The sequence below is a fragment of the Methyloversatilis sp. MC4-4 genome (genome assembly GCF_049843555.1).
Classification (GTDB): domain Bacteria; phylum Pseudomonadota; class Gammaproteobacteria; order Burkholderiales; family Rhodocyclaceae; genus Methyloversatilis; species Methyloversatilis discipulorum_B.
The window spans coordinates 349083-372441 of the sequence record NZ_JBBHZK010000002.1 but is presented as its reverse complement, the minus strand read 5'-3'; the positions used below and the strand labels follow the sequence as shown (position 1 = coordinate 372441).

At 66.6% G+C, this 23359-nt stretch carries 21 protein-coding genes; 9 read left to right on the top strand and 12 right to left on the bottom strand.

What is annotated here, in order from left to right:
* Positions 1–133: 133 nt before the first annotated feature.
* The 9 genes from WDZ97_RS08625 to urtA all read right to left on the bottom strand — a co-directional run bounded on the left by WDZ97_RS08625 (position 134) and on the right by urtA (position 8984).
* On the bottom strand, positions 134–949 hold the full coding sequence (locus WDZ97_RS08625) for a UDP-2,3-diacylglucosamine diphosphatase (RefSeq protein WP_029143612.1): 816 nt from the start codon (positions 947–949) through the stop codon (positions 134–136).
* 160 nt (positions 950–1109) lie between these two features.
* A complete protein-coding gene (locus WDZ97_RS08620) occupies positions 1110–2246 on the bottom strand; it encodes a hypothetical protein (RefSeq protein WP_425762474.1) in 1137 nt (378 codons plus the stop codon).
* Between the two features lie 89 nt (positions 2247–2335).
* Entirely contained in the window at positions 2336–2665 is a 330-nt protein-coding gene (locus tag WDZ97_RS08615; protein ID WP_020164090.1) for an FmdB family zinc ribbon protein, read from the bottom strand.
* A gap of 10 nt (positions 2666–2675) precedes the next feature.
* Complete coding sequence (gene fmdA, locus WDZ97_RS08610) at positions 2676–3905, bottom strand: formamidase (RefSeq protein WP_019918876.1); 1230 nt, start codon at positions 3903–3905, stop codon at positions 2676–2678.
* A 55-nt stretch (positions 3906–3960) separates the two neighbouring features.
* Positions 3961–4650: an urea ABC transporter ATP-binding subunit UrtE gene (gene urtE, locus WDZ97_RS08605; protein WP_341421889.1), complete on the bottom strand. Its 690-nt coding sequence runs from the start codon at positions 4648–4650 to the stop codon at positions 3961–3963.
* 46 nt (positions 4651–4696) lie between these two features.
* Entirely contained in the window at positions 4697–5440 is a 744-nt protein-coding gene (gene urtD / locus WDZ97_RS08600; RefSeq protein WP_019918874.1) for an urea ABC transporter ATP-binding protein UrtD, read from the bottom strand.
* 29 nt (positions 5441–5469) lie between these two features.
* Positions 5470–6663 (bottom strand): urea ABC transporter permease subunit UrtC, encoded by a 1194-nt coding sequence (gene urtC, locus WDZ97_RS08595; RefSeq protein ID WP_425762473.1) that lies wholly within the window; start codon positions 6661–6663, stop codon positions 5470–5472.
* Between the two features lie 40 nt (positions 6664–6703).
* The gene (urtB, locus tag WDZ97_RS08590) at positions 6704–7618 is read right to left on the bottom strand and encodes an urea ABC transporter permease subunit UrtB (protein WP_425762472.1); all 915 of its coding nucleotides are present in this window, start codon (positions 7616–7618) and stop codon (positions 6704–6706) included.
* A 94-nt stretch (positions 7619–7712) separates the two neighbouring features.
* On the bottom strand, positions 7713–8984 hold the full coding sequence (urtA, locus tag WDZ97_RS08585) for an urea ABC transporter substrate-binding protein (RefSeq protein ID WP_019918871.1): 1272 nt from the start codon (positions 8982–8984) through the stop codon (positions 7713–7715).
* A gap of 358 nt (positions 8985–9342) precedes the next feature.
* Here urtA and WDZ97_RS08580 point away from each other — a divergent pair, with 358 nt between their 5' ends.
* On the top strand, positions 9343–12759 hold the full coding sequence (locus WDZ97_RS08580) for an ATP-binding protein (protein WP_425762471.1): 3417 nt from the start codon (positions 9343–9345) through the stop codon (positions 12757–12759).
* On the top strand, positions 12749–13648 hold the full coding sequence (locus tag WDZ97_RS08575; RefSeq protein WP_425762470.1) for a response regulator: 900 nt from the start codon (positions 12749–12751) through the stop codon (positions 13646–13648). The genes WDZ97_RS08580 and WDZ97_RS08575 overlap by 11 nt, the downstream gene beginning before the upstream one ends.
* A gap of 8 nt (positions 13649–13656) precedes the next feature.
* Here WDZ97_RS08575 and WDZ97_RS08570 read toward each other — a convergent pair whose 3' ends face one another.
* Positions 13657–14814 (bottom strand): hypothetical protein, encoded by a 1158-nt coding sequence (locus tag WDZ97_RS08570; RefSeq protein WP_425762469.1) that lies wholly within the window; start codon positions 14812–14814, stop codon positions 13657–13659.
* A 343-nt stretch (positions 14815–15157) separates the two neighbouring features.
* On the opposite strand from WDZ97_RS08570, the gene WDZ97_RS08565 reads away from it, so the two are divergent.
* Complete coding sequence (locus WDZ97_RS08565) at positions 15158–15721, top strand: chlorite dismutase (RefSeq protein WP_425762468.1); 564 nt, start codon at positions 15158–15160, stop codon at positions 15719–15721.
* A 25-nt stretch (positions 15722–15746) separates the two neighbouring features.
* Here WDZ97_RS08565 and WDZ97_RS08560 read toward each other — a convergent pair whose 3' ends face one another.
* Positions 15747–16925, bottom strand: a complete 1179-nt coding sequence (locus WDZ97_RS08560) for a DUF3047 domain-containing protein (protein ID WP_304000964.1) — start codon at positions 16923–16925, stop codon at positions 15747–15749.
* A gap of 225 nt (positions 16926–17150) precedes the next feature.
* Here WDZ97_RS08560 and WDZ97_RS08555 point away from each other — a divergent pair, with 225 nt between their 5' ends.
* The 6 genes from WDZ97_RS08555 to trmB all read left to right on the top strand — a co-directional run bounded on the left by WDZ97_RS08555 (position 17151) and on the right by trmB (position 22829).
* Positions 17151–18182, top strand: coding sequence for a polysialyltransferase family glycosyltransferase (locus WDZ97_RS08555; RefSeq protein WP_425762467.1), 1032 nt, complete (start codon positions 17151–17153; stop codon positions 18180–18182).
* Between the two features lie 65 nt (positions 18183–18247).
* A complete protein-coding gene (locus tag WDZ97_RS08550) occupies positions 18248–19402 on the top strand; it encodes an O-antigen ligase family protein (RefSeq protein WP_425763008.1) in 1155 nt (384 codons plus the stop codon).
* The gene (locus WDZ97_RS08545; RefSeq protein ID WP_425762466.1) at positions 19399–20433 is read left to right on the top strand and encodes a glycosyltransferase family 9 protein; all 1035 of its coding nucleotides are present in this window, start codon (positions 19399–19401) and stop codon (positions 20431–20433) included. Before WDZ97_RS08550 ends, WDZ97_RS08545 begins: the two co-directional genes overlap by 4 nt.
* On the top strand, positions 20430–21515 hold the full coding sequence (locus WDZ97_RS08540; protein WP_425762465.1) for a glycosyltransferase: 1086 nt from the start codon (positions 20430–20432) through the stop codon (positions 21513–21515). The genes WDZ97_RS08545 and WDZ97_RS08540 overlap by 4 nt, the downstream gene beginning before the upstream one ends.
* A gap of 13 nt (positions 21516–21528) precedes the next feature.
* The gene (locus WDZ97_RS08535) at positions 21529–22173 is read left to right on the top strand and encodes a hypothetical protein (RefSeq protein ID WP_304000970.1); all 645 of its coding nucleotides are present in this window, start codon (positions 21529–21531) and stop codon (positions 22171–22173) included.
* Complete coding sequence (gene trmB, locus WDZ97_RS08530; protein ID WP_425762464.1) at positions 22170–22829, top strand: tRNA (guanine(46)-N(7))-methyltransferase TrmB; 660 nt, start codon at positions 22170–22172, stop codon at positions 22827–22829. Before WDZ97_RS08535 ends, trmB begins: the two co-directional genes overlap by 4 nt.
* Before the next feature lie 74 nt (positions 22830–22903).
* Here the strand turns inward: trmB and WDZ97_RS08525 are convergent, their stop codons facing one another.
* On the bottom strand, positions 22904–23293 hold the full coding sequence (locus tag WDZ97_RS08525; RefSeq protein WP_304000972.1) for a hypothetical protein: 390 nt from the start codon (positions 23291–23293) through the stop codon (positions 22904–22906).
* Positions 23294–23359 lie beyond the last annotated feature (66 nt).

The following is a 23359-nucleotide window of genomic DNA, read 5'->3' as shown; positions in this document are numbered from 1 at the left end:
GGCGTGCCCGATCCGCGGCTGGAGCGGGGGTTCTGTGAGAGGGGTCTTGTGACCCCGACTGCGGCGGTCGGCAGGGCGCGGCGTTGAGTCAAAGGCCGAGCAGGCAGCAACGGCTACCGACCCTCTGACACGCTCAGGCCTCGGCCGTCTCTTCCTCCACCGCCAGCGCCGTGCGCGGTCCCGCGGCGCGCAGTTCCTGCCCCCAGTCGACGATGGCGAAGCGGCCGTCGGCGTGTTCGACGATGGCGGTACAGCTGTCGACCCAGTCGCCGCAGTTCATGTAGGTGAGGCCCTGCACCTCGCGCAGCGACACCGCGTGGATGTGGCCGCAGATCACGCCATCGACGCCGCGCGTGCGCGCCTCGTGCATGACCGAATCCTCGAAGTCGTAGATGAAGCTGACAGCGCTCTTCACCTTGCGCTTGGCGTAGCCGGCCAGCGACCAGTAGCCGGCGATGCCCAGCGTGCGGCGCAGCCAGGACAGCCGCGAGTTGATGCTGACCAGCAGGTTGTAGGCGACGTCGCCGAGCAGGGCGACCCAGCGATGGTGGCGCGTGACTTGGTCGAAGTCGTCGCCATGCACCAGCCAGTATCGGCGACCGTCGGCAGCCTGATGGATGTACTCGCGCTGCAGTTCGATGTCGCCGAACACGGTGCCGGTGTATTCACGCAGCGCTTCGTCGTGATTGCCGGGGATGAAGACGACCTGGGTGCCCTTGCGCGCGCGGCGCAGGATCTTCTGCACGACGGTGTTCTGCGACGGCGTCCAGTGTATGGAGCGGCTCATCGCCCAGAAATCGATGATGTCGCCCACGAGGTAGAGGTAGTCGGATTCGTGGTGGCGCAGGAAATCGAGCAGCGCCTCGGCCTGGCATCCACGTGTACCAAGGTGGATGTCCGACAGGAAGATGGCGCGCACGCGCCGCACGAGAGGATCGGGAGCATTCACGCCGCCGATTCAAGCCCATCCGTGTGACAGGGCGGTGACGCGGCGCATCGTTGCTGCCCGTCGCGGTGACCTGTGTCGCATGGACGCAAAAAAGGGCACGCCGCAGCGTGCCCTGGAATCGACCGGCCCGGCGCCCTGCGCGCCGGTGGGTCGAGGTGGATCAGTACATCAGCTGCACGCCGAGCACGAACTTGTCGGTGTCGGTACCGGCGGCGTTTTCCATGTCGGAGTACACCGCGGTGATGCGTGCGTTGTGGCCGGCCATCACATAGGTCAGGCCGAAGTCCCACTGCTTGGTGTCGCCGCCGGTGTCGGCGTTGAACTTCTGGTAGCGGGTGTAGGGCTGGAACTGGCCGATGCCGATCTTGGTCGGGATCAGGTAGGCGGCGGTCAGCAGCCAGGCGTCGCCGGCCTGTGCGCCGCCGCAGTTGTTCACATTGGTGCAGAGGATGTTGCCGGCCGTTACGTCGGTCACGCCGTCGGTGTCGTAGTCGTACCAGGCGCCTTCCAGCGTCATTACGCCGCCGCCGGCGAGCTTGGTTTCGTACAGCGCGTCGATGTTCCAGGCGCGGTAGTCGCCGCGGGCGAGTGCGGTGCCGACACCGTTCTTCTGCATCTGGTAGGCCATGCCGACGGTGAAGATTTCCTTGCTGCCGAAATAGCTGTTGGTGCCGTAGTAGCCCAGTTCCGGATCGAGGAAGCTGTAGGCGATACGGGTGGCGTACAGCGGATCGTCGGAGTCGTTCGACAGGCCGGTGCCGCGGTTCTTGCCCTGGTAGGCACCGACGGAGTACAGCAGCTTGCCGCCGAGCACGTTACCCCACAGCAGCGCGCCGTCGTCGCGGCCGGTGAAGGCGTTCGGGTACTGCGACACCATCGGGTATTCCCACACGTTGGCGAAGTAGGGGCCGGCCATGTTGGCGCGGTCGGTCGGCGGCAGCATGCGGCCGAACCAGAAGTTCACGCCTTCGGTCAGTTCGAACTGGGCGACCGCGTCGAGGATGCGCATCGATTCGTCGGACTGGCGCTCGAAGTTGATCATGCCGCCGATGTTCTTGGTGATCTTGCCGCTGGTGATGATACGGACCGAGTCCACCGAGAAGTCGTTCGAGCGCGAGGTGCCGTTCGGTGCCGCGTCTTCGGCGTTGGTGTAGGAGGTGCGCGCCCACAGGCTGAGCGTCAGATAGCTTTCGCCGGGACCGGCAACGGTGACGCCCGCGTTCGCGCTGCCGCAGGCGGCGAGGGCGACGGCAAGAGCACTGGCTTTGCGCAGACGGTTCTTGGTGATGTTCTTCATGGTGCTGGACTCCCGGTTGTTGAGGTTCAAGGTGCGAGGTTCAAAGAGCGGACTGCAATGACGGACTGCAAATGGGGCGGACCGGGCGATCAGTGACTGATCATCCAGGGGCGTTTCGTCGGGAAGGCCTTGGAGCCGTCGCGCGCGACAGCCGTGGTCTTGCTGGTCTTGCCGCTGCAGCACGAGCAGCCGGGGCCGTGCGTGCGGCTGGCCAGCTTGGGCTCGTGGCGTGCGCGTTCGTTGGTGGCGTGCGCGCTGCGCAGCTGGCCCGGCATGTCGGCGAAGGCCGGTGCGGAGATCAGCTGGCGTGCGGCCGGCTGGCCGCAGGCCGGGCAGAGGCAGGGCGCGTCCCGCTGCGCGATGCTGCGCATGGCGGAAAAGCTGCCATGCGCCTCGCAGTGAAAGTCGTAGGTCGGCATGGCAGCGTCCTCAGACGTCTTCCGAGATCGGCATCTGCACGCTGCCGTCGAGGAATTTCTGCGGACCGGCTTCGGTCGGCATGATGTCGAAGTCGAAGATGTCGGTCGGCAGCCACAGCGTCGCGCAGGCGTTCGGAATGTCGACCACGCCGCTGATGTGGCCCTGCACCGGTGCGGTGCCGAGGATCGAATAGGCCTGGGCGCCCGAGTAGCCGAATTTCTTCAGGTACTCGATCGCGTTCAGGCAGGCCTGACGGTAGGCGACATGCACATCGAGGTAATGCTGCTTGCCCTGCTCGTCGACAGAGATGCCTTCGAAGATGAGGTAGTCGTCGTACTTGGGCGTGATCGGGCTGGGCTTGAAGATCGGGTTCTTGACCGCGTACTTCTTCATGCCGTCCTTGATGATGTTCACCCGCAGGTGCAGCCAGCCGGCCATTTCGATGGCGCCGCAGAAAGTGATTTCACCGTCGCCCTGCGAGAAGTGCAGGTCGCCCATCGACAGGCCGCCGCCCTTCACATAGACCGGGAAGTAGATGCGCGAGCCGCGCGACAGATCCTTGATGTCGCAGTTGCCGCCGTGTTCGCGCGGCGGCACGGTACGCGCGCCTTCCATCGCCGCCTTGTCGCGGGCTTCGCCCTTCAGGCGGCCCATGTGAGCGGTCGGTGCGCACGGCGGGCAGCCCAGCGGCGGCACCCGTTCCGGGTCGGTGTTGATGAAGTCGATTTCGCGCTTGTTCCACTCTTCGAGCAGCTTGGGATCGGGCAGGCAGCCGATCAGACCCGGGTGGATCAGGCCGGCGTACTTGACGCCCGGCACGTGGCGCGATTCGGTGAACATGCCCTTGATGTCCCAGATCGACTTCTGCGCCAGCGGGAAGTGATCGGTCAGGAAGCCGCCGCCGTTCTTCTTCGAGAAGAAGCCGTTGAAGCCCCACAGGCTGTCTTCCTTGGCGCCGATGTCGAGGATGTCGACCACCAGCAGGTCGCCCGGCTCGCAGCCTTCGACGCCGATCGGGCCGGACAGGAAGTGCACCGTGGTCAGGTCGACGTCGCGCACGTCGTCGGCGCTGTCGTTGTTCTGGATGTAGCCGCCGGTCCAGTCGTAGGTTTCGATCTTGAAGTCGTCGCCCGGCTTCACCCACGCGACGATGGGGATGTCCGGGTGCCAGCGGTTGTGCACCATGTCGTTCTCATACGGCGACTGCTTCAGGTCTACCTTGATCAGGGTCTCTGCCATGTTGATCTCCTTGGGTGGAAGGGGCGGTTGGGCGGTGTTGCGGCGGTGGGCGGGGTCAGACGGACAGGAACTGCTTGATGTGCGCGGTATCGGTTTCCGCGCGGGTGCTCTCATGGACCAGGCGGCCGCCTTCGATGACGAACAGGCGGTCGGCCACGTCCATCGCGAAGCTCAGCACCTGCTCGGACACGACGATGGTGATCTGGCGCAACTTGCGGATTTCGTTCAGCGCGCGCGCGATGTCCTTGATGATCGACGGCTGGATGCCTTCGGTCGGCTCATCGAGCAGCAGCACCTTGGGGTCGGTCACCAGCGCGCGGGCAATGGCGAGCTGCTGCTGCTGCCCGCCGGACAGGTTGCCGCCCTTGCGGCGGCGCATTTCCCACAGCACCGGGAAGAGGGCGTAGATCTCGTCCGGCACCTTCTTGACCTTGGCGTTTTCGAGGCCGGTGTGGATGTTCTCCTCGACGGTGAGCGTCGGGAAAATCATCCGGCCCTGCGGCACGTAGGCGATGCCCTTGGCGACGCGCTTGTAGCTTTCGTCCTTCGATACTTCGTTGCCGGCGACTTCGATGTGGCCGCTCTTCAGCGGCAGGATCCCGATCAGTGACTTGAACAGCGTGGTCTTGCCCATGCCGTTGCGGCCCATGATGGCGACCGTTTCGTTGGCATTGGCTTCGAACGAGATGCCGTGCAGTGCCTCGCTCTGCCCGTAGGCGACATGTACGTCCTTGACGTTGAGCATGGTGGTGTCCTTTTGCGATGACTGGCGCGTGGGCGGGGCCGCTGACTCAGTGGCCCAGATAAACGTCGATGACCTTGGGATCGTTCTGCACCTTGTCCATCGATCCTTCGGCGAGGATCTTTCCCTGGTGCATGACGGTGACCTTGTGGGCGATGCGCTTGACGAAATCCATGTCGTGCTCGATCACGATCACCGAGCGGCCCTTGCAGATGCGCTGCAGCAGTTCGGCGGTCAGTTCGCGTTCGCGCACGCTCATGCCGGCGATCGGTTCGTCGAGCATCAGCAGCTCCGGCTCCTGCATCAGCAACATGCCGATTTCCAGCCACTGCTTCTGGCCGTGGCTGAGCAGGCCGGCTTCGGTGTCGAGCGCGTCGCCGAGGCCGATCTCGTCGGCCACCGACTGCACGCGCGCCTTCACCTCGTCGGTGCAGCGGAAGCCGAGCGCGCCGAGCACGCTGCGGCCGCGCGGGAAGGACACTTCCAGGTTCTTGAACACCGAAAGGTTTTCGTAGATCGACGGCGTCTGGAACTTGCGGCCGATGCCGGCGCGCACGATCTTGTGTTCCTGCAGCTTGGTCATCTCCACGTTCTTGAACTTGATGCTGCCGCCGCTGGCCTTGGTCTTGCCGCAGATCAGGTCGAGCAGCGTGGTCTTGCCGGCGCCGTTCGGGCCGATGATCACGCGCAGCTCGCCGCGATCGACGTAGAGGGTCAGCGCGTCGATCGCCTTGAAGCCGTCGAAGGACACGGTGAGGTCCTCGATTGCCAGTACGAAGTCGGTATTGCTCATGTCGGTCTCCTGTCAGGTCGGGCGCGGTGTCAGGCCGACTGGCCCTGTACGCCGCCGGGCAGCGCGGCGGGCGGTGCGGACTTGTGGGTGGGGGCCGAGGGCGGTGCCGGCGGCTCGCCCGCCGACTCAGCCGGCTTGGCGGCAGACTTGCGACGCGAGAACCAGGGCTTCACGTGGCTTTCGTACAGACCGGCCAGGCCGTTGGGGAAGGCGAGCACGACGCCGATGAACAGCGCGGCCATCAGGAACAGCCAGAGGTCGGGCGCGCTCTCCGAGAAGTAGGTCTTGCCGGCGTTGACCAGCAGCGCGCCATACACCGCGCCGACCAGCGACATGCGACCGCCCACCGCGGCGAAGATGACCATCTCGATCGACGGCACGATGCCGACGAAGGACGGCGACATGAAGCCGACCTGCAGCGTGAACATCGCGCCGCCGATGGCCGAGATGCCGGCCGCCAGCACGAACACGAACACCTTGAACATCGCCACGTCGTAGCCGGAGAAGCGCACCCGGTCTTCCTTGTCGCGCATCGCCAGCAGCAGCGTGCCGAGCTTGGACATCTGTATCCAGCGGCAGAGCAGGATGACGCCGATCAGCAGCGCGGCATTGACGAAGTACAGGACGTACTTCGATGAGTCGTCGCGGATGTCCCAGCCGAGCAGGGTCTTCAGGTCGGTGATGCCATTGACGCCGCCGGTGTAGCCCTGCTGGCCGATGATGAGCACGGTCAGGATGAGCGCCACCGCCTGCGTGATGATGGCGAAATACACGCCACCGACCCGGCGCTTGAACATCGCGAAGCTGATGATGAAGGCCAGCAGCATCGGCACCAGCACCACCGCGATCAGCGCCAGCGGCAGGTGGTTGAACGGCTCCCACCAGAACGGCAGTTCGGTGATCTGGTTCCAGTCCATGAAGTCCGGAATGCCCGGCGTGCTCTGGATCTTGGTCGATTCCGGATCGGAGGCCTCGAGCTTCAGGAACATCGCCATCATGTAGCCGCCGAGGCCGAAGAACACACCCTGACCGAGACTCAGGATGCCGCCGTAGCCCCACAGCATGACGAGGCCGACGGCGACGAAGGCGTAGGTGAGGTATTTGCCGACGAGGTTCAGACGGAAGATGTCCATCGTCAGCGGGAACACGACCATGATGACGAGCGCGAGGACGAGCACGCTCCCCATGCCGGTTCGTGCGACCCAGTTCTTGAATGCGTCCATGTGAATCTCCTGGAAGGTGCGAAGTCGGTACGGATCGCGTTCAGCGGCGGATCTTCGAGGCGAAGAGGCCCTGCGGACGGATCATCAGGATGGTCACGATGAGCAGCAGCGTGAGTACCTTGGCCATCGAGCCGGTCAGGAAGAACTCGGCGATCGACTGTGTCTGGGCGATGCCGAAGGCCGACGCCACGGTGCCGAGCAGCGAAGCGGCGCCGCCGAAGGTCACCACCAGGAAGGCATCGACGATGTAGAGCGAGCCCGAAGTCGGGCCGGTCGAACCGATGGTGGTGAAGGCCGCGCCGGCCACACCGGCGATACCGCAGCCGATGGCGAAGGTGAGGCGGTCGGTGCGTTTGGTGTTGATGCCGGTGGCGTTGGCCATCGCGCGGTTGGCGACGGTGGCGCGCACACGCAGACCCCAGCGCGACTTGTACAGCGCGAGAAGCACGCCGCCGGTCACCACGGCAGTGAGGCCGAGCACGAACAGGCCGTTGATCGGGATGTCCAGTCCTTCGGACGGCGCCCACGAACCCATCAGCCACTCGGGCAGGGTGGGGCTCACTTCCTTCGGACCGAAGGTCGAGCGGAACACCTGCTGCATGCCCAGCGAAAGGCCCCAGGTGGCGAGCAGCGTATCCAGCGGCCGTTTGTACAGGTGTCGTATCAGCGCCCACTCGGTCAGCCAGCCGACCGCGAACGCGATGAAGAAGGCGGCGACGATGGCGATCGGGAAATAGGCTTGCACCAGCCCGGGCGCATAGGTTTCGGTCAGGCTGGAGAACATGAAGATGGTGTAGGCGCCGATGGTCATGAATTCGCCATGCGCCATGTTGATCACGCCCATCTGGCCGAAGATGATGGCGAGGCCGAGGCCCATCAGCAGCAGGACCGAGAACAGGCTCAGACCGGCGAAGCCCTGCATCAGGGCGATGTTGTAGATTTCGTCGAACGACATGACGGACCTCCGGACGGTGGGCCGGGCAATGCCCGGCCGGTGCAGGGAAAGGAGGCGCGCCGCCCGGTCTGCGCCGGGGCGGCACGCCGGGGTATTACTGGTAGCCCTTGGGGAAGGGGTTGGGTTCGATCAGGTCGGCCGATTCGGCGACCACCTTGAACGTGCCGTCCGGCTGGCCCTGCGCGATGCGCGCCTTGGACCACAGGTGATGGTTCTCATGGACCTTCACGTAGCCTTCCGGCGCGCTCTTCAGTTCGATGCCGGGCGAGGCGGCAACCACCTTGTCGACATCGAAGCTGCCCGCCTTCTCGACCGCGGCTTTCCACAGCCAGGGGCCGAGATAGCCGGCCTGGGTCACGTCGCCGATCACCGACTTCGGACCGTAGGCCTTCTTGAAGGCCTCGACGAAAGCCTTGTTGTTGGCGTTGTCGAGCGACTGGAAGTACTTCATCGAGGAGTAGAAGCCGGCGAAGTTTTCACCGCCCACGCCCAGCATTTCGTCCTCGGTCACCGACAGCGTCAGCAGGAACTGCTTGACGCCGGTGATGCCGGCCGCCTTCAGCTGCTTGTAGAACGCCACGTTGGAGCCACCCACCACGGCTGCGAAGATGCAGTCCGGCTTGGCGACCTTGATCTTGTTGATCAGCGAGTTGAAGTTGGTGTGGCCGAGCGGGTAGTACTCCTCGCCCACCACCTTGCCCAGCTTGCCGACCGACTCGATGTGCTTGCGCGCGATCTTCATCGAGGTGCGCGGCCAGATGTAGTCGGAGCCGACCAGGAAGTAGGTCTTGGCCTTCTTTTCCTTCGACGCCCAGTCGAGACCCCAGATGATCTGCTGGGTGGCTTCCTGACCGGTGTAGATGACGTTCTTCGACTGCTCCAGGCCTTCGTAGAAGGTCGGGTAGTAGAGCAGGCCGTTCTCCTTTTCGAACACCGGCAGCACCGCCTTGCGCGAGGCCGAGGTCCAGCAGCCGAACACGCAGGCCACCTTGTCGTTCACCAGCAGCTTCTTCGACTTCTCGGCGAAGGTCGGCCAGTCGGAGGCGCCGTCTTCCTTGATCACCTTGATCTTGCGACCGAGGATGCCGCCCATCGCGTTGATCTGGTCGATCGCCAGCTGTTCGGCCTGGATGGAGCCGGTTTCCGAGATCGCCATCGTGCCGGTGGCGGAGTGCAGCTGACCCACGATGACTTCGGTGTCGGTGACCGCGAGCTTGGTCGTATTGACCTTGGCTGTCGGGAACTGCGCATTGCCGAAGCTGACGCCGGGCACCATCAGCGCCGGTGCAGCCGCCATGCCGAGCAGAACCTTGCGACGCTGTTCGTCGGTGAGCGGTGCCGGAATCGTGTCTTTCTTGTCAGCCATATCGTTTCTCCTGAGCGGAAGGGGTTGGGGAGCTTCAGGCGATCCGGTTGCGGCCGTTGAATCGTTTTGTGCACTGCACCGCAATCGCTCGCTGCGGTGCGAAAAGTAGTGTTCGGGGGTGCGTAGCCGGAATACGTCGATTGACGTATGTGCGTACTCGGCGCAACACCCGCGATCGGGGTGGGCCGGTGCTAAGGTGGAATCCTGCGCTGTCGCACTGCACCAGGATGTTGCCGAGGGCACCGTCGGGGTGCGCGGCGTGGAGGGAAGCTGCACTTGGGCTCCGGGTGGCGCGCGGTTTCGCTGCCCGGAGCATTTCTTGCATGGTGTGGCCTCGATCGCGTCAGCGCCTGCCCCGATGTCCGAAGCCACCCACCAGATATTCAAGATCCGCCGCGACTACAACACCTGGGTCGCCAACGAGACGCTCGAGGACTACGCGCTGCGCTACACGCCGCGCAGCTTCCGCAAGTGGTCGGAGTGGCGGGTCGCCAACACCGCCTTCGGCGCGGTGTCCTTCCTGGCGCTGGAGGCGATCGGCGGCGCCATCGCGCTGAACTACGGCTTCACCAATGCGCTGTATGCCATCCTGCTGGTCGGGCTGATCACCTTCCTGACCGGCCTGCCGATCAGCTACTGCGCCGCCAAGTACGGCGTGGACATGGACCTGCTCACGCGCGGTGCCGGCTTCGGCTACCTCGGCTCGACCATCACCTCGCTGGTCTATGCGAGCTTCACCTTCATCTTCTTCGCCATCGAGGCGGCCATCATGGCGCTCGCCTTCGAGATGTACTTCGGCCTGCCGCTGGCGTGGAGCTATCTGCTCTGCTCGGTGGTGGTGATTCCGCTGGTGATCCACGGTGTCACGCTGATCAGCCGCATACAGCTGTGGACGCAGCCGCTGTGGATCGTGCTGCTGGTGCTGCCCTACCTCGCGGTGTGGTGGCAGGCGCCGCACCTGTATTCGGAATTCACCGGCCTCAGTGGCCGCAGTTCGGGCAGCAGCGAATTCGACTGGATCATGTTCGGTGCGGCGTCGACGGTGGCGATTTCACTGGTGGTGCAGATCGGTGAACAGGTGGACTACCTGCGCTTCCTGCCGGAGAAGACGCGCGAGAACCGGGTGCGCTGGTGGGCCTCGGTGCTGATCGCCGGCCCCGGATGGGTGGTGCCGGGCATGGTGAAGATGCTGGGCGGCGCCTTCCTTGCCTTCCTGGCGCTGCAGGCCATGGTGCCGGTGGACCGCGCGGTCGAACCGACGCAGATGTATCTCGCCGGCTTCGCCTACGTGTTCGATTCGCCGGCCGTCGTGCTGGCGGTGACCGCGCTGTTCGTCATCGTGTCGCAGCTGAAGATCAACGTGACCAATGCCTACGCCGGCTCGCTCGCCTGGTCCAACTTCTTCGCCCGCCTCACGCACAGCCACCCTGGCCGCGTCGTGTGGCTGGTGTTCAACGTGGTGATCGCGCTGCTGCTGATGCTGCTTGGCGTGTTCGAGGCGCTGGAGCATGTGCTCGGCCTCTACGCCAATCTCGCCATCGCCTGGGTCGGCGCCCTGGTGGCCGACCTGGTCGTGAACAAGCCGCTCGGTCTGTCGCCGTCGCACATCGAGTTCAAGCGCGCCCACCTGTACGAGATCAACCCGGTCGGCCTCGGCTCAATGCTGATCGCCACCGTCGTATCCGTGCTCGCCTACACCGGCTGGATGGGCGACATGGCGCAGGCCTTCTCGCCCTTCATCTCGCTGGCCACTGCCTTCGTCACCGCGCCACTGATCGCGCTCGCCACGCGCGGCCGCTACTACCTCGCGCGACGCAGTGCCACGCAGTGGCGGCCGGGCCAGACGGTGACCTGCCACGTCTGCGAGAACAGCTTCGAATCGGAGGACATGGCGTACTGCCCGGCCTACGGCCAGCCCATCTGTTCGCTGTGCTGCACGCTCGAATCGCGCTGCCACGACCGCTGCAAGACCGACGCCAGCGCGGCCGACCAGCTGCACGCCTTCCTGAATGCCATCCTGCCGGTGCAGCTGGCGCGGCGGGTGAACTTCCGCGTCGGCCATTTCCTGGTCGTGTTCCTGTCGCTCACCGTGCTGCTCGCGGTCATCTTCGGCGTCGTGTTCTACCAGGAAGCCATCGTCAGCGGCCTCTACCCGGCGGCGCGTGACAGCCTGCAGCTCACGCTGTCGAAAACCTTCGCGCTGCTGGTGCTGCTGTGCGCGGTATGCGCCTGGTGGATCGTGCTCGGTTCGGAAAGCCGGCGGCTTGCGCAGGACGAATCGAACCGGCAGAACCAGCTGCTGATGCGCGAAATCGACGCACACCGCAAGACCGACCTTGCGCTGCAGAAGGCCAAGGACGCCGCCGAGTCGGCCAACCTCGCCAAGACGCGCTACGTGACCGGCATCAGCCACGAACTGCGCACGCCGCTGAACAGCATTCTCGGCTACGCGCAGATCCTGCTGCGCGAGACGGGCAGTAGCGGCAGCACCGGCAAGGGCGGCAGCGACGACACGCAGAAGCGTGCGCTGGGCACCATTCTGCGCAGTGGCGAACACCTGCTGGGCCTGATCGACGGACTGCTCGACCTGGCGCGCATCGAGGCCGGCAAGCTCAGGCTGGATCCGGCGCCGATGCCGCTGCGCGAACTGCTGGACGATCTGGCCAAGATGTTCGAGCCGCAGGCGGCGCGCAAGGGTCTGCAATTCCGCATCGAAACGACCGGCCGGCTGCCGGACTACGTACGTGTCGACGCCAAGCGGCTGCGCCAGGTGCTGATCAATCTGCTGGCGAATGCGGTCAAGTTCACCGAGCAGGGCGAGGTGGTGCTGCGCATCGATTACCGGATGGAGGTGGCGCGCTTCGAAATCGCCGACACCGGCCCCGGCATCGCGGCGGACGACCATGCGCGCATCTTCATGCCCTTCGAGCGCAGCGCCAGCGGCCGCGTCATCGCCGAGCCGGGCACCGGCCTGGGCCTGAGCATCACCCGCATGCTCACCTCGCTGATGGGCGGCGAACTGACGCTGGACAGCGAGCTCGGCCGCGGCTCCACTTTCCGTCTGCGGCTCTACCTGCCCGAATACCTGTCGGTGCCGACGCAGACGCGGTCGATGCGCACCGTCATCGGCTACGAAGGCCCGCGCATGCGCGTGCTGCTGGTCGATGACGACGCCACCCAGCGCCACATGCTGACCGGCATGCTGGCGCCGCTCGGTTTCGACGTCGACGAGGCGGCCAGCGGCCGCGAGGCGCTGGACTGCGTCGCCCGCGTGCGCCCGGACGTGGTGCTGCTGGACATCAATATGGACGGCATGGACGGTTGGGAAACCGCGCGCCGCCTGCGCGAGTTCGACGGCGCGCCGATACCGGTGCTGATGGTGTCGGCCAATGTGTTCGAGAACCGCAGCGAACTGCTGCGTACCGCCGGCTGCGCCGGCTTCGTGCCCAAACCGGTCATGGAGTCCGAACTGCTGGACCAGTTGCGCGAGGCGCTGGACCTGACCTGGCATGTCGACGAACCGGCCGACGCCGCACCGCCGAAGGCCGAGCCGGCCGCCGACGCGCCGCTTGCCGCGCTCGACGACGAAGAGCGCGCCGCGCTGCTGCGCCTGTCGCGGCTGGGTCACGTCAATGGCATCGCCACGCTGCTGGACGCGATTTCCGAACGGTCCGAGGCCGCACGCGAAGACTGCCGGCGCCTGCGCGCGCTGGTCGACGGCTTCGACCTCATACGCTTCACACAACTATTACAACGCGACGCCCATGCACTCTGAATTCCATCAACCGGTCGTGCTCGTCGTTGACGACGCGCCCGATTCGCTCGGCTTCCTGTGCGACGCGCTGTCGCAGGCCGGCTACACTGTGCTGATCGCACACGATGGCGCGTCGGCGCTGGCCCGTCTCGAATGGGTGGTGCCCGACGCCATCCTGCTCGACGCGGTGATGCCCGGCCTGTCCGGCTTCGAAACCTGTCGCCGCATCCGCGAAGAGCCGGGGCTGACCCACGTGCCCATCATCTTCATGACCGGGCTGTCGGGCACCGCAGAGGTGGTCGAGGGCTTTACCGCCGGCGGCACCGACTACGTGGTCAAGCCCCTGCGTGTCGAAGAGGTGCTGGCGCGGCTCACCGCCCACGTGCGCAACGCGCGCGCGGTGCGCATCGCACGGCAGGCGGTGGACGTGGCCGGCCTCGGCGTGCTGGTGGTCGATGCACTCGGCCGCGTCGCCTGGCGCTCGCCGCGTGCCGGCGAGTGCCTGGGTCAGTTCGGTATCGACCCGGCGGCGGCCACCGCAGACTGGCTGGGCGATCCGGCCGGGTTGACGGCGGACCCCGCCGCCGATGCGCGACTGCTGCGCGAGCAGGGCGACCAGGCGCTTTATGCACGCAGCCTGGGCGCCGTCGGGCTGGGCGAACACATGCTGCTGCTCGACATCAGGAAGCGCGGCGAATCGAGCACCCGCATCGCTGGCGCCCAGCTGACGCCGCGCGAGGCCGAGGTGCTGTCCTGGCTGGCCAAGGGCAAGACCAACCGCGATATCGGCGACATCCTCGGCATGAGTCCGCGCACTGTTAACAAGCACCTGGAGCACATCTACGAAAAGCTCGGCGTCGAAACCCGCGCCGCCGCCGCCGCACTGGCAATGCGCGCGTCCAGCGACTGAATCGGCACCTAGTACAGCAGCTGCAGGCCGAGCACGAAGCGGTCGAGCGATGTGGCGCCCTGCGTTTTCGCGCTCGAATACACCGCGGTGAGGCGCGCTTTGTGACCCGATATGACGTAGTTCGTACCGACGTCCCACTGTTCGGCGCGCGCGCCGGCGTCCGGATCCAGGCGCTGGAAGCGCACGTAAGGCTGGAAGCGACCGGGGCCGAACGCGTGCGGGATCAGGTAGCCGACGGTGAGCAGCGCGGCATCCGCCTGCAGCGCGCCACCGCAGTTGCTCACGCGCGAACACAGCGGGTCGGCGGGCGCAACGTCGGCCACGCCGTCGGTGTCGTAGTCGTACCAGGCGGCCTCGACGGTGAGCACACCGCCGGAGCGCAGGCGGGTTTCGTACAGCGCATCCAGGTTCCACGCGCGATAGTCACCGCGGGCGCCGGCCACACCGACGCCGTCCTTCTGGCTCATCAGCGCGGCGCCCAGCGTGAACACCTCCTTGTCGCCGTAATAGGTGCTGGTGCCGTAGTAGCCGGGTTCCGGGTCGAGGAAGCTCCAGGCGAAGCGGGCCGCGAACAGCGGCTCACTGGAGGCATTCGACAGACCGCTGCCGCGGTTCTTGCCCTCGAACACGCCGACGCTGTAGAGCAGCCGGTCGGCGTACAGATTGCCCCACAGCAGCACGCCGTCGTCGCGGCCGGTGAAGGCGTTCGGGTAGAGCGACACGAAGGGATAGCCCCACACATTGGCGAACTGGTTGCCCGCCATGTTCGAGCGGTCGGTCGGCGGCACCAGCCGGCCGACCCACAGGTTCAGCCCCTCTGCCAGTTCGAACTGCAGGATGGCGTCGAGCAGCTGCATGTCCTTGGCCGGCGGGCGTTCGAAGGTGAGCGTGGCGCCGAACCTGCGGGTGAATTTCGCCGCCGACAGCAGGCGGACCGAATCCATCGTGAAGCCGCTGTCGTATGCACTGCCGCCGGCCGGGCGCGCCTCTTCGGCATTGACGTAGGAGGCGCGCAGCCACAGGCCGAGCGTCAGCGAACTGTCGCCTGGGCCCTGCAAGGTCATCTGGGCATCGGCGGCACCTGAGCAGAGCAGGGCTGCGCTGGCGAGCAGCGCGTGGCGAAAGGGCGGCGTCCATCGCAGACGCGTGAAGCGGCGGAAGGTCATAGTGGCGGTCCTGAACGGGTGCGCAGGGCTGGCGGCAGCGTGTGCGCGGGTGGCGTCGGGAGTCCGGTATCCGGAGTGCGGCGTCCGGAATCCGGTCGTGTCGTCTGGCCGCGATCGCACGGAGGGACGTTGCGGCAGCGCCGACAGGGCAAGGATGTTTGCCGCGTCGGCAAGCCGTTTCCGCACCGATGTGGTGCATTCAGGCGGCGAATTTCTCCGCCATCGGGCGTGCGGCGACCCGCTGCAAGGTGCAAGGCCAGTGCCAGGCGGGCATGGCTGATGCATGCAGACCCGCGCGACGATCGCCTTTCCGCCTGATCGTCCACCCATACCGGAGTCAGCCATGACAGAACGCCTATGGACTTTCGCCGCCGGTGCCGACGGCCCCTGGCGCATCACCGAGGTACGCGCCGTCATCGGCGAAGCGCTGGCCGAAGCGCCGCGTCTCGACCGTGTCGCCGGCGATGCGGCAGGCAGCGGCCTGTGGTCGCTGCGCGGCATCACCAGCAACGAGCGCTACGTCACCCGTGACGAGAAGCAGACGCTGACCGCCGCCTCGCCGCCGCTCGGTCGCAGCAGCGCGGCCTGCGCCGTGCTGATCCCGATCCGCAAGTCGACGGCCTGGTGGGCACTGGCGCAGGACGAGCGGCGCGCCATCATGGAAGAGCAGTCGCACCACATCGCGCACGGTCTGCGCGTGTTGCCGGCGGTGGCGCGGCGGCTGCATCACTGCCGCGACCTGTCGCCGGACGAGCCTTTCGATTTCCTGACCTGGTTCGAATTCGCACCGGAACACGAAGCGGCGTTCGATGCACTGCTGGACGTGCTGCGGGCGTCACCCGAGTGGGCCTACGTCGAGCGTGAGTTCGAGGTGCGGGCGCGGGTGGACATGGGGCCGGAGAACTGAGTCCGCCGGCCCCCTGGATGCCGCACTACCAGACTGCGAGGTCGGTGCCGCCCGCACCGATTCGGATATCGCCGAATTGGGCGCGCCCTTCGCCACGTCCGAACACGCTGTTGGCGATCAGCCACACACGGACGATGCGTTGTGGCGGCGGCCCGCCGACCGCCTTCGCGTAGTCCTGCAGCACGTTGCGCGACTCGTTCAGCCAGCGGCCGAGGTCGGTGTTGCCGGAGCGCGCAACGACATGGGTTTCGCGGTCCTTCCAGCCGGGCAGCGGGCAGCGAAAGGTTTCGCCGACCGGCAGCGCGCTGCTCCACAGATAGGTCAGGTCCTGCCCGTTGTCGAACTCGACCGCGATGCTGATGTAGTCGTGCGTGATCACGCTGTTCTCGGCCTGTTTGCCCGGCAGCTGGTCCACCCGCCACGACCACTTGAGCTCGGTGTCCGGCGTCAATGCGACCTCGGCCGGTTTTTGCAGGATGGCGACGTCGTTGCGCGTGTGCGTGTGCATGCGGCGCTTCGGGCCGCCGTCGTTATCGTTGGCGCGGACCTCGCGGAAGATTTCCGCCGGGCCCAGTTCCCACAGGTACTGCCAGCCCTCGGGCGCGACAGGTGGCGACTGCAGACGGGCCAGGGCCGGCGCCGCCCAGTCCGGCGCAGCCGGATGCAGGGCCAGTGCCGCGAGGGTGGCCGCGACGTCGGCATCCGGTGCCCAGCGGATCAGCGCCACGCTGACGCCGCCGCCGGCATCGGGGCTGGCGGGCGGCGCCTCACCCTGGTAGCGGCCCTTCGCGTCGAGCCAGCGGGTGGGCAGGTTCTTCAACTGCACGGTGCCGCTCTCCGCGGCGGTGAAGGTATCGGTGGCGTCGAGGCCGCGCGAGATCGCTCCGGTTTCGCCGATGCGACGCCACAGCTGGAGGGGGGCTTCGAGCGAAATGTCGTAGTGACGCGACAGCCAAACGCGCCCCTGCAGCAGCACGGTCACCCGGTCGCCGGCCTTCACCGGGAAGCCGCTGTCCAGCCACGGGCCGTGTTCTGCACCAAGGTAGAGCACCTTCATGCCACTGACCGCGCCGTCGGCCAGCGGCGCAACGGCGGTCTTCACCGACTCCTCGAAGCGCTCATGGGCGGACTGCGCCCCCGCATTGCCGGCGGCCGCTACCGCCAGGCTCAGTGCAAGGCTGCGCCACAGATGTTTCATCGTCATTCCGTCTCCTTCCTCATTGGCCGTGCAATGCCGCACGCATGCAGGGTGGCAGCAATCGCGCGCCGAAGGCAGGGCTGTACAGAGGGCGGGGCGCCGTTCCCGGCGATGCGGATGGAAGATGCCTGCTTCGTGGCCGGCGCAGGCGTGGGGTGGTGCGGACACCACGTCCACCTGCTCAAACAAGTAACATCACGCCTTCGCAAATTTCCCACACCGCCTTCCGGCATGTCCGTTTCCGGCTCCGTCGCCCTCTATTTCGTCGCTTCGCCGCTGCAGTACCTTGCCGCCCGGCGCATTGCGCAGGCGTTCGAGCCCGGCGCACGGCAGGTGCTGGTCTGGTATAAGCCGGGCATGAAGTCGGCCGTCGATCCGGCCGAGTGGGACGCGTGTACCTATATGCCGTGGCCGCGCTGGGAGCCGCTGCCCGGCGCTTTTGGCCGGCATCGGCGGCTGCGCGCCAACATCGGTCTGGTGAGCGGGCTGGTCGGGCAGTGCGAACGTCTGATCGTTCACAGCGCGGTGTTCGATACCGAGGCGATCAACTACTTCCTGCACGCCTTGCCGCGTGCCGTCGGCGCGCGCGAAATGCACGCGCGCATCCTGCCCGACGGCCTGATCTCGATCCGCCGCTATCCGCTGAGCTTCACGAAAAGACTGGCGCAGCACGTGCGGCTGCTGCGCAGCCTGTTCGCGCCGGAATTGCGCTACACCTGTTTTTCCGGTGACCGCATCGGCTCGGATGCGCCGTTCTGCGACCGCATCTACGTGCTGCCGGGGCTGCCGCACGAGTATCCGGACGACAAGGTGGTGGTGTTGCCGCCGCTGGTCGATGCGCTGGCGCCGTCTGCTGACAGCACGGTGCGGCGCGCGCTGGTGGTGGGGCAGCCGCTGACCGGCTTCGGGCTGATGAGCGCGGCCGATCTGACTGCGACCACGGCGCACATCCACGACTGGCTGGCGGCGCAGGGCATCACCGATATCGATTACAAGGCGCACCCGAAGGACGCCGCACACGAGCTGCGTCATCCCGACTACCGGCTGATCGAGCCGGACTGCGCACTGGAGGTTCATATGGCGCGCACCCCCTACATCGCGGTGGCTGGCGTGCGCTCGACCGCGCTGCTGATCGCGCGGCAGATCTATCCGCCGGCGGTGCGCGTGCGCGCTTTCGGCTGGTCAGCGGTCAACTTCAAGACACCGGATGAACGGAAGGACATGAGGACGACCTTCGAGCAGTGCGGTGTGGAGATCGAATGACTTTCGCCGATTTCCGCTCGCGGATACCCGCGATCAATTCATGGCTGCTGGCGGGCGTGTTCTTCATGATTCCGGTGACGGTCGCGCCGGCGTACTGGCTCACCGTGCTGATTCTGGCGCTCTGGCTGATCGAGGGGCGCCTCGGGCAGAAACTGCGTGCCTTGGCAGCCGAGCCGCTGGTCTGGGCCTTTGTCGCCTACTTCGCCGTGTTCGCACTCTCGCTCCTGTGGTCGGACGACCTGACGTGGGGGCGGCGGCTGCTTGGCCGGCAGTACCTGTTCCTGCTCTTTCCGCTGTATCTGAGCGTCGCACAGCGCGCGCACTTCGCCCGCTATGTCAGCGCCTTCCTGCTGTCCGTGACGATCTGCGAGCTGCTGACCTTCTACAACTGGGCACAGTTGCATGTGTGGCCCGGGTTGCCGGACGGCATACGTGTCGACAAGGGGGCCGACGACACGGCACCGTTCGTCGATCGCATTCTGTATACGCCGGCGCTGGCACTGGCCGGCTATCTGTCGGCGCACCGCCTGCTTTTCGAGCTGACTTCGCTGCGTGCCCGGCTGGCCTACGTGGCGCTGTTCGCAGCCACCGTGTTCAACCTCCTGATTTCGGGTGGCCGGGCCGGTCTGCTCGGTTTCCTCGCATTGCTCACCATGCTCGCGTTCCAGCGCTTCGTCCGCAGGCCCCTGCTGGCGACGGGCGTGGCGGCCGCGCTGGTCGGTGGCATCGTATTCGGCGGTTACTATGGCAACGATTACTTTCGCTTGAGAGTGGACCGGGCCTTCGACGAAGTTGTCCGTTACGAGGAGTTGCCGAAAGCGTCGGTCAGTCAGCGCATCGTTTATGCCGCGAACGCGTGGCGCGTGTTCGCCGAGCACCCGCTGATCGGCGTCGGCCTCGGCGACACGCGCGAGGCCTATCGGGAAATGAATGCCCGCCACACGCCAAAGTGGAAGCCTGCCTGGAACCCGCACAATCACTATCTCTACGTCCTCACGGCCGCCGGCACGCTGGGGGCCATTGCGCTGGCTGCCGTGCTGCTGCTGCCCTGGTTTCTCGGTGCACCTGCGGATGGGCGCGCGCGCGTGCGAAATGCGTTGCCACTGCTGTTCATCGTCATCTGCCTGTTCGAGTCCTATCTGATGCGGTCCAACACCACGCTCATGTTCGTGCTGTTCACTGCAGCGTCATGGTGCGGCGTGCGGGGGCGACCGGCTTGAAGCGCATCCTCATCGTCCGCACCTCGGCCATCGGCGACGTCGTGTTCGCGTCGCCGCTGGCGGCGGCGATCAAGCGGACGCATCCGGACGCCTTCATCGCCTGGCTGGTCGAGCCCGGCATCGACGCGCTGATCGCGCACGACCCGAACATCGACGCCCGCATCCTGTGGCCGAAAACGGAGTGGACGCGCTTGTGGCGCGAACGCCGCTATGGCGAGCTGTGGCGGCGGGTGCGCGCGCTGCGCAGCGAACTGCGCAGCCACCGTTTCGACACCGTGCTCGACCTGCAGGGCCTGCTGAAGAGCGGCTTTCTCGCCTGGCTGGCGGGCGCGCGCACGCGCATCGGCCTCGGTTCGCGCGAGGGCAGCCAGTGGCTGATGACGCAGGTGGTACCGCGCGGGGGCGATATCGCGCGCATTTCGTCCGAATACCTGCATCTGGCCGAGCAGCTCGAGCTGGACACCGGCGACTTCCTGCCGACGCTGCACGTGTCGACCGACGCCGATGCGCGTGCGCAGGCGCTGCTGGCGGAACATGGGCTGACGCCAGGCCGCTATGCCGTGTTCGCCGCGTTCACGACGCGGCCGCAGAAGCACTGGTTCGAGGATGCCTGGCAGACGCTGGCGTCCAAGCTCGCCGCGCAGACGGGACTGATCCCGGTGCTGCTGGGGGGGCCGGCCGACGCCGAGACGGCGGCGCGCATCGCCGCCGGCGCGCCGGGGCTGATCAATCTGGTTGGTCGCACGAAACTGCCGGAAGCGGCGGCACTGGTGCGCGGTGCCGGCCTGCTGGTCGGCGTCGATACCGGGCTCACGCACATGGGCATCGCCTTCGCGACGCCGACGGTGGCGATCTTCGGCTCGACCTGCCCGTATACGCATACCGGTCGTGCCAATGCGCGCGTGATCTGGCTGGGCCTGCAGTGTTCGCCCTGCAAGCGCCGGCCGACCTGTGGCGGCGCCTACACCTGCCTGCGCGACATCACGCCCGATCGGGTGCTGGACGAAGCGGCTAAGGCGATCGCGGCATGAAGGTGCTGCACGTCGAAGCCGGCAAGCATTATTACGGCGGTGCGCGTCAGGTTGCCTACATCGTCGAGGGACTGGCGCGGCGTGGCGTTTCCAATGTGCTGGCCTGCCCGCTCGGTGCGGGCATCGCCGCCGCCTGCGCTGACCATGCCCGGGTGGTGGAGATGAAGATGGGCGGCGACGCCGATGCCGGTATGGCGCTGCGTCTGGCTCGCCTGATCCGCGCCGAGCGTCCGGACATCGTGCATCTGCACAGCCGGCGCGGCGCCGACCTGTGGGGTGGCATCGCCGCGAAGCCGACCGGCACCCGATGCGTGCTGTCGCGCCGCGTCGACAATCCGGAGCCGCGCTGGCTGGTCGCGCTGAAGTACCGTCTGTACGACCACGTGATCACCATTTCGGAAGGCATACGGCAGGTGCTGCTGTCCGAAGGACTGGCGGCGGAGCGGGTAAGCTGCGTGCGCAGCGCGGTCGATGCCGCGCCCTATCTGCAGCCGGTGGAGGGCGCCGCCTTTCGCCGCGAATTCGACCTGCCGGATAACGCGCGCGTGATCGGCGTGGTCGCCCAGCTGATTGCCCGCAAGGGACATCGCTACGTGATCGAGGCGATGACGGCGCTGCGGGCAAGTCACCCCGACGTGCGGGTGATCTTCTTCGGCCAGGGACCGCTGCGCGAGGAACTGGAGGGTGAGGTGAGCGCGCGAGGCCTGACCGAGGTGATCCGCTTCGCCGGTTTCCGCACCGATCTGCCGCGCTGGCTTGGCGGGCTCGACATCCTCGCCCATCCGGCCGACATGGAAGGGCTGGGCGTGTCTCTGCTGCAGGCTTCGGCCGCCGCGGTGCCCATCGTCACGTCGCGTGCCGGCGGACTGCCGGAAGCCGTCGCCGACGGCGTCAGCGGGCTGCTGATTCCGCCGGGCGATACTACGGCCCTGACCGCGGCGCTGGTCCGCCTGCTCGACGATGCCGGGCTGCGCCGCCGTTTGGGCGAGGCCGGTCGGGCCCGCATACTGGCGGAGTTTTCGGTGGATGCGATGGTCGAGGGCAATCTCGCCGTCTATCGCCGACTGATATCACGCAACTGAATACGGATACGACATGACGACAACCGATCGCCGCATCGTGTGGCTGCTGATTGCCTACACGCTGATGCTCGCGCTGCTCCCCCTGGTGCTGAACGAACAGGCCTTTCAGTGGACCTTCTCCGAAGTGGGACCCTTCGAGCAACTGTCCATCGCCGGCTGGCTGGGCACCGCCGTCATCGTGCTGCTGCGCATCCGCCCGCTCGCTGCGCGCGCCTGGGCCTTCGCGCTGCTGTGCCTGGCGTTTGCCGCGCGCGAGGCGGACTGGCACAAGCTGTTCACCGGCGAGAGTTTCCTGAAGAACAGCTTCTATCGCGACGCGGCACGGCCGTTCGAGGAAAAGCTGATCTGCGGCGCGATCGCCATTTTCCTGGTAGCACTGGTGCTGTACGCCGGTCTCGTGATCGCGCGCTTCCTGTTCCTGCAGGGGGGCTGGCGCTCCCGTTCCGGCGCCTGGCTGATGGCCGGTACTGCGCTGGTGGTGATCGGCAAGCTGATCGACCGCCTGCCAGCCGTGCTGTCGGTCGATTACGGCATCGAACTCGGGCCGCTGACCAAGCACTACTCGGCGGCCTTCGAGGAGGGGCTGGAAATGGCGCATCCGCTGATCCTCGCGTGGTCAGTGTGGATCAGCCAGACCGGGCGGCGCTACCTGTCGTGAGGGGTGCGGATGGTCGGTCGCGCGTTCCGCAGAGCGCGCAGACCGGGCCACACGAGCAGCTGGCGGCGCTGATCGAACGCCGCCGCGGGCAGGATTTCCACAAGCCGGTCGCCCCTTACAGTGCGGAGGCGTTCAAGGTCTTCGCGGCGGTTTGTCGCCCCGGCGCTCCGCTCATCGTCGACAGCTGCTGTGGCGTCGGCGAGAGCACGCTGCATCTGGCCGAGCGCTTTCCCGATCATTTCGTGCTCGGGGTGGACCAGTCGGCCGACCGCCTGTCGCGTGCACCGGTACTGCCGGCCAACGCGCTGCTGCTGCGTGCGGACATGGCCGACATCTGGCGCCTGCTGCTGGATGGCGGCTATCGCCCGGCCCGTCAGTACATGCTCTACCCGAACCCGTGGCCCAAGATCGGCCAGCTCGCGCGCCGCTGGCCGGCGCATCCGGTGTTTCCGCGGGTGCTGGCACTGGGCGGGGTCATCGAGTGCCGCAGCAACTGGCGCATCTACGTCGAGGAATTCGCGCTGGCGGCCCGGCTGCTGGTCAGCCGGAACGCGACCGTCGAGGCGTTCGTGCCCGAAGTGCCGATGACGCCGTTCGAACGCAAGTATCTGGCGAGCGGACACGCGCTTTTCCGCTGCGTCCTCGATCCGGAATAGGCACGGGGCGACGCATCCGAAAACGCGCCGCCCCGTGTGCAGCACCGGGTCACGCCCGGCGCCGGAGCGCTGCATCAGTTGAATTGCGGAATGTACTTCGGGTCCGCCGGCGCAGCCGGGGCGACCGGCGTCGGGCGCTGCGAGATTTCGGCGGCAGCCTGTGCGGCGTCGCCGCCCCGCGCACGCTGCGCCTCGGCGGCGCGCATCCAGCCCGTGTCGTGCGGATATTCGTCGCTGCGATATTTCGGGTCGGCCGGTGCGGCCGGTGCCACCGGCGACGGGCGGGCCGTCACCTCGTTGCGCACCTGAACCGCCTGGGCGCGCCGTTCAGCGGCCGATTCTCCGGCGCCGCGCACCTCGGACACGGTGTCGGACATGTGTTCGGTGGGATAAGCGCCTTCCGCCATCGCGCCGGCGGACGTGATCACGAAGGCGGCACCAACGATAGTCTTGAGGACGGTCATTGCAGTCTCCTTGGTTGCGGACGCCGCGACGGGCGTCCATGTGCTGCAGTGTGCGCATCGCAGCGG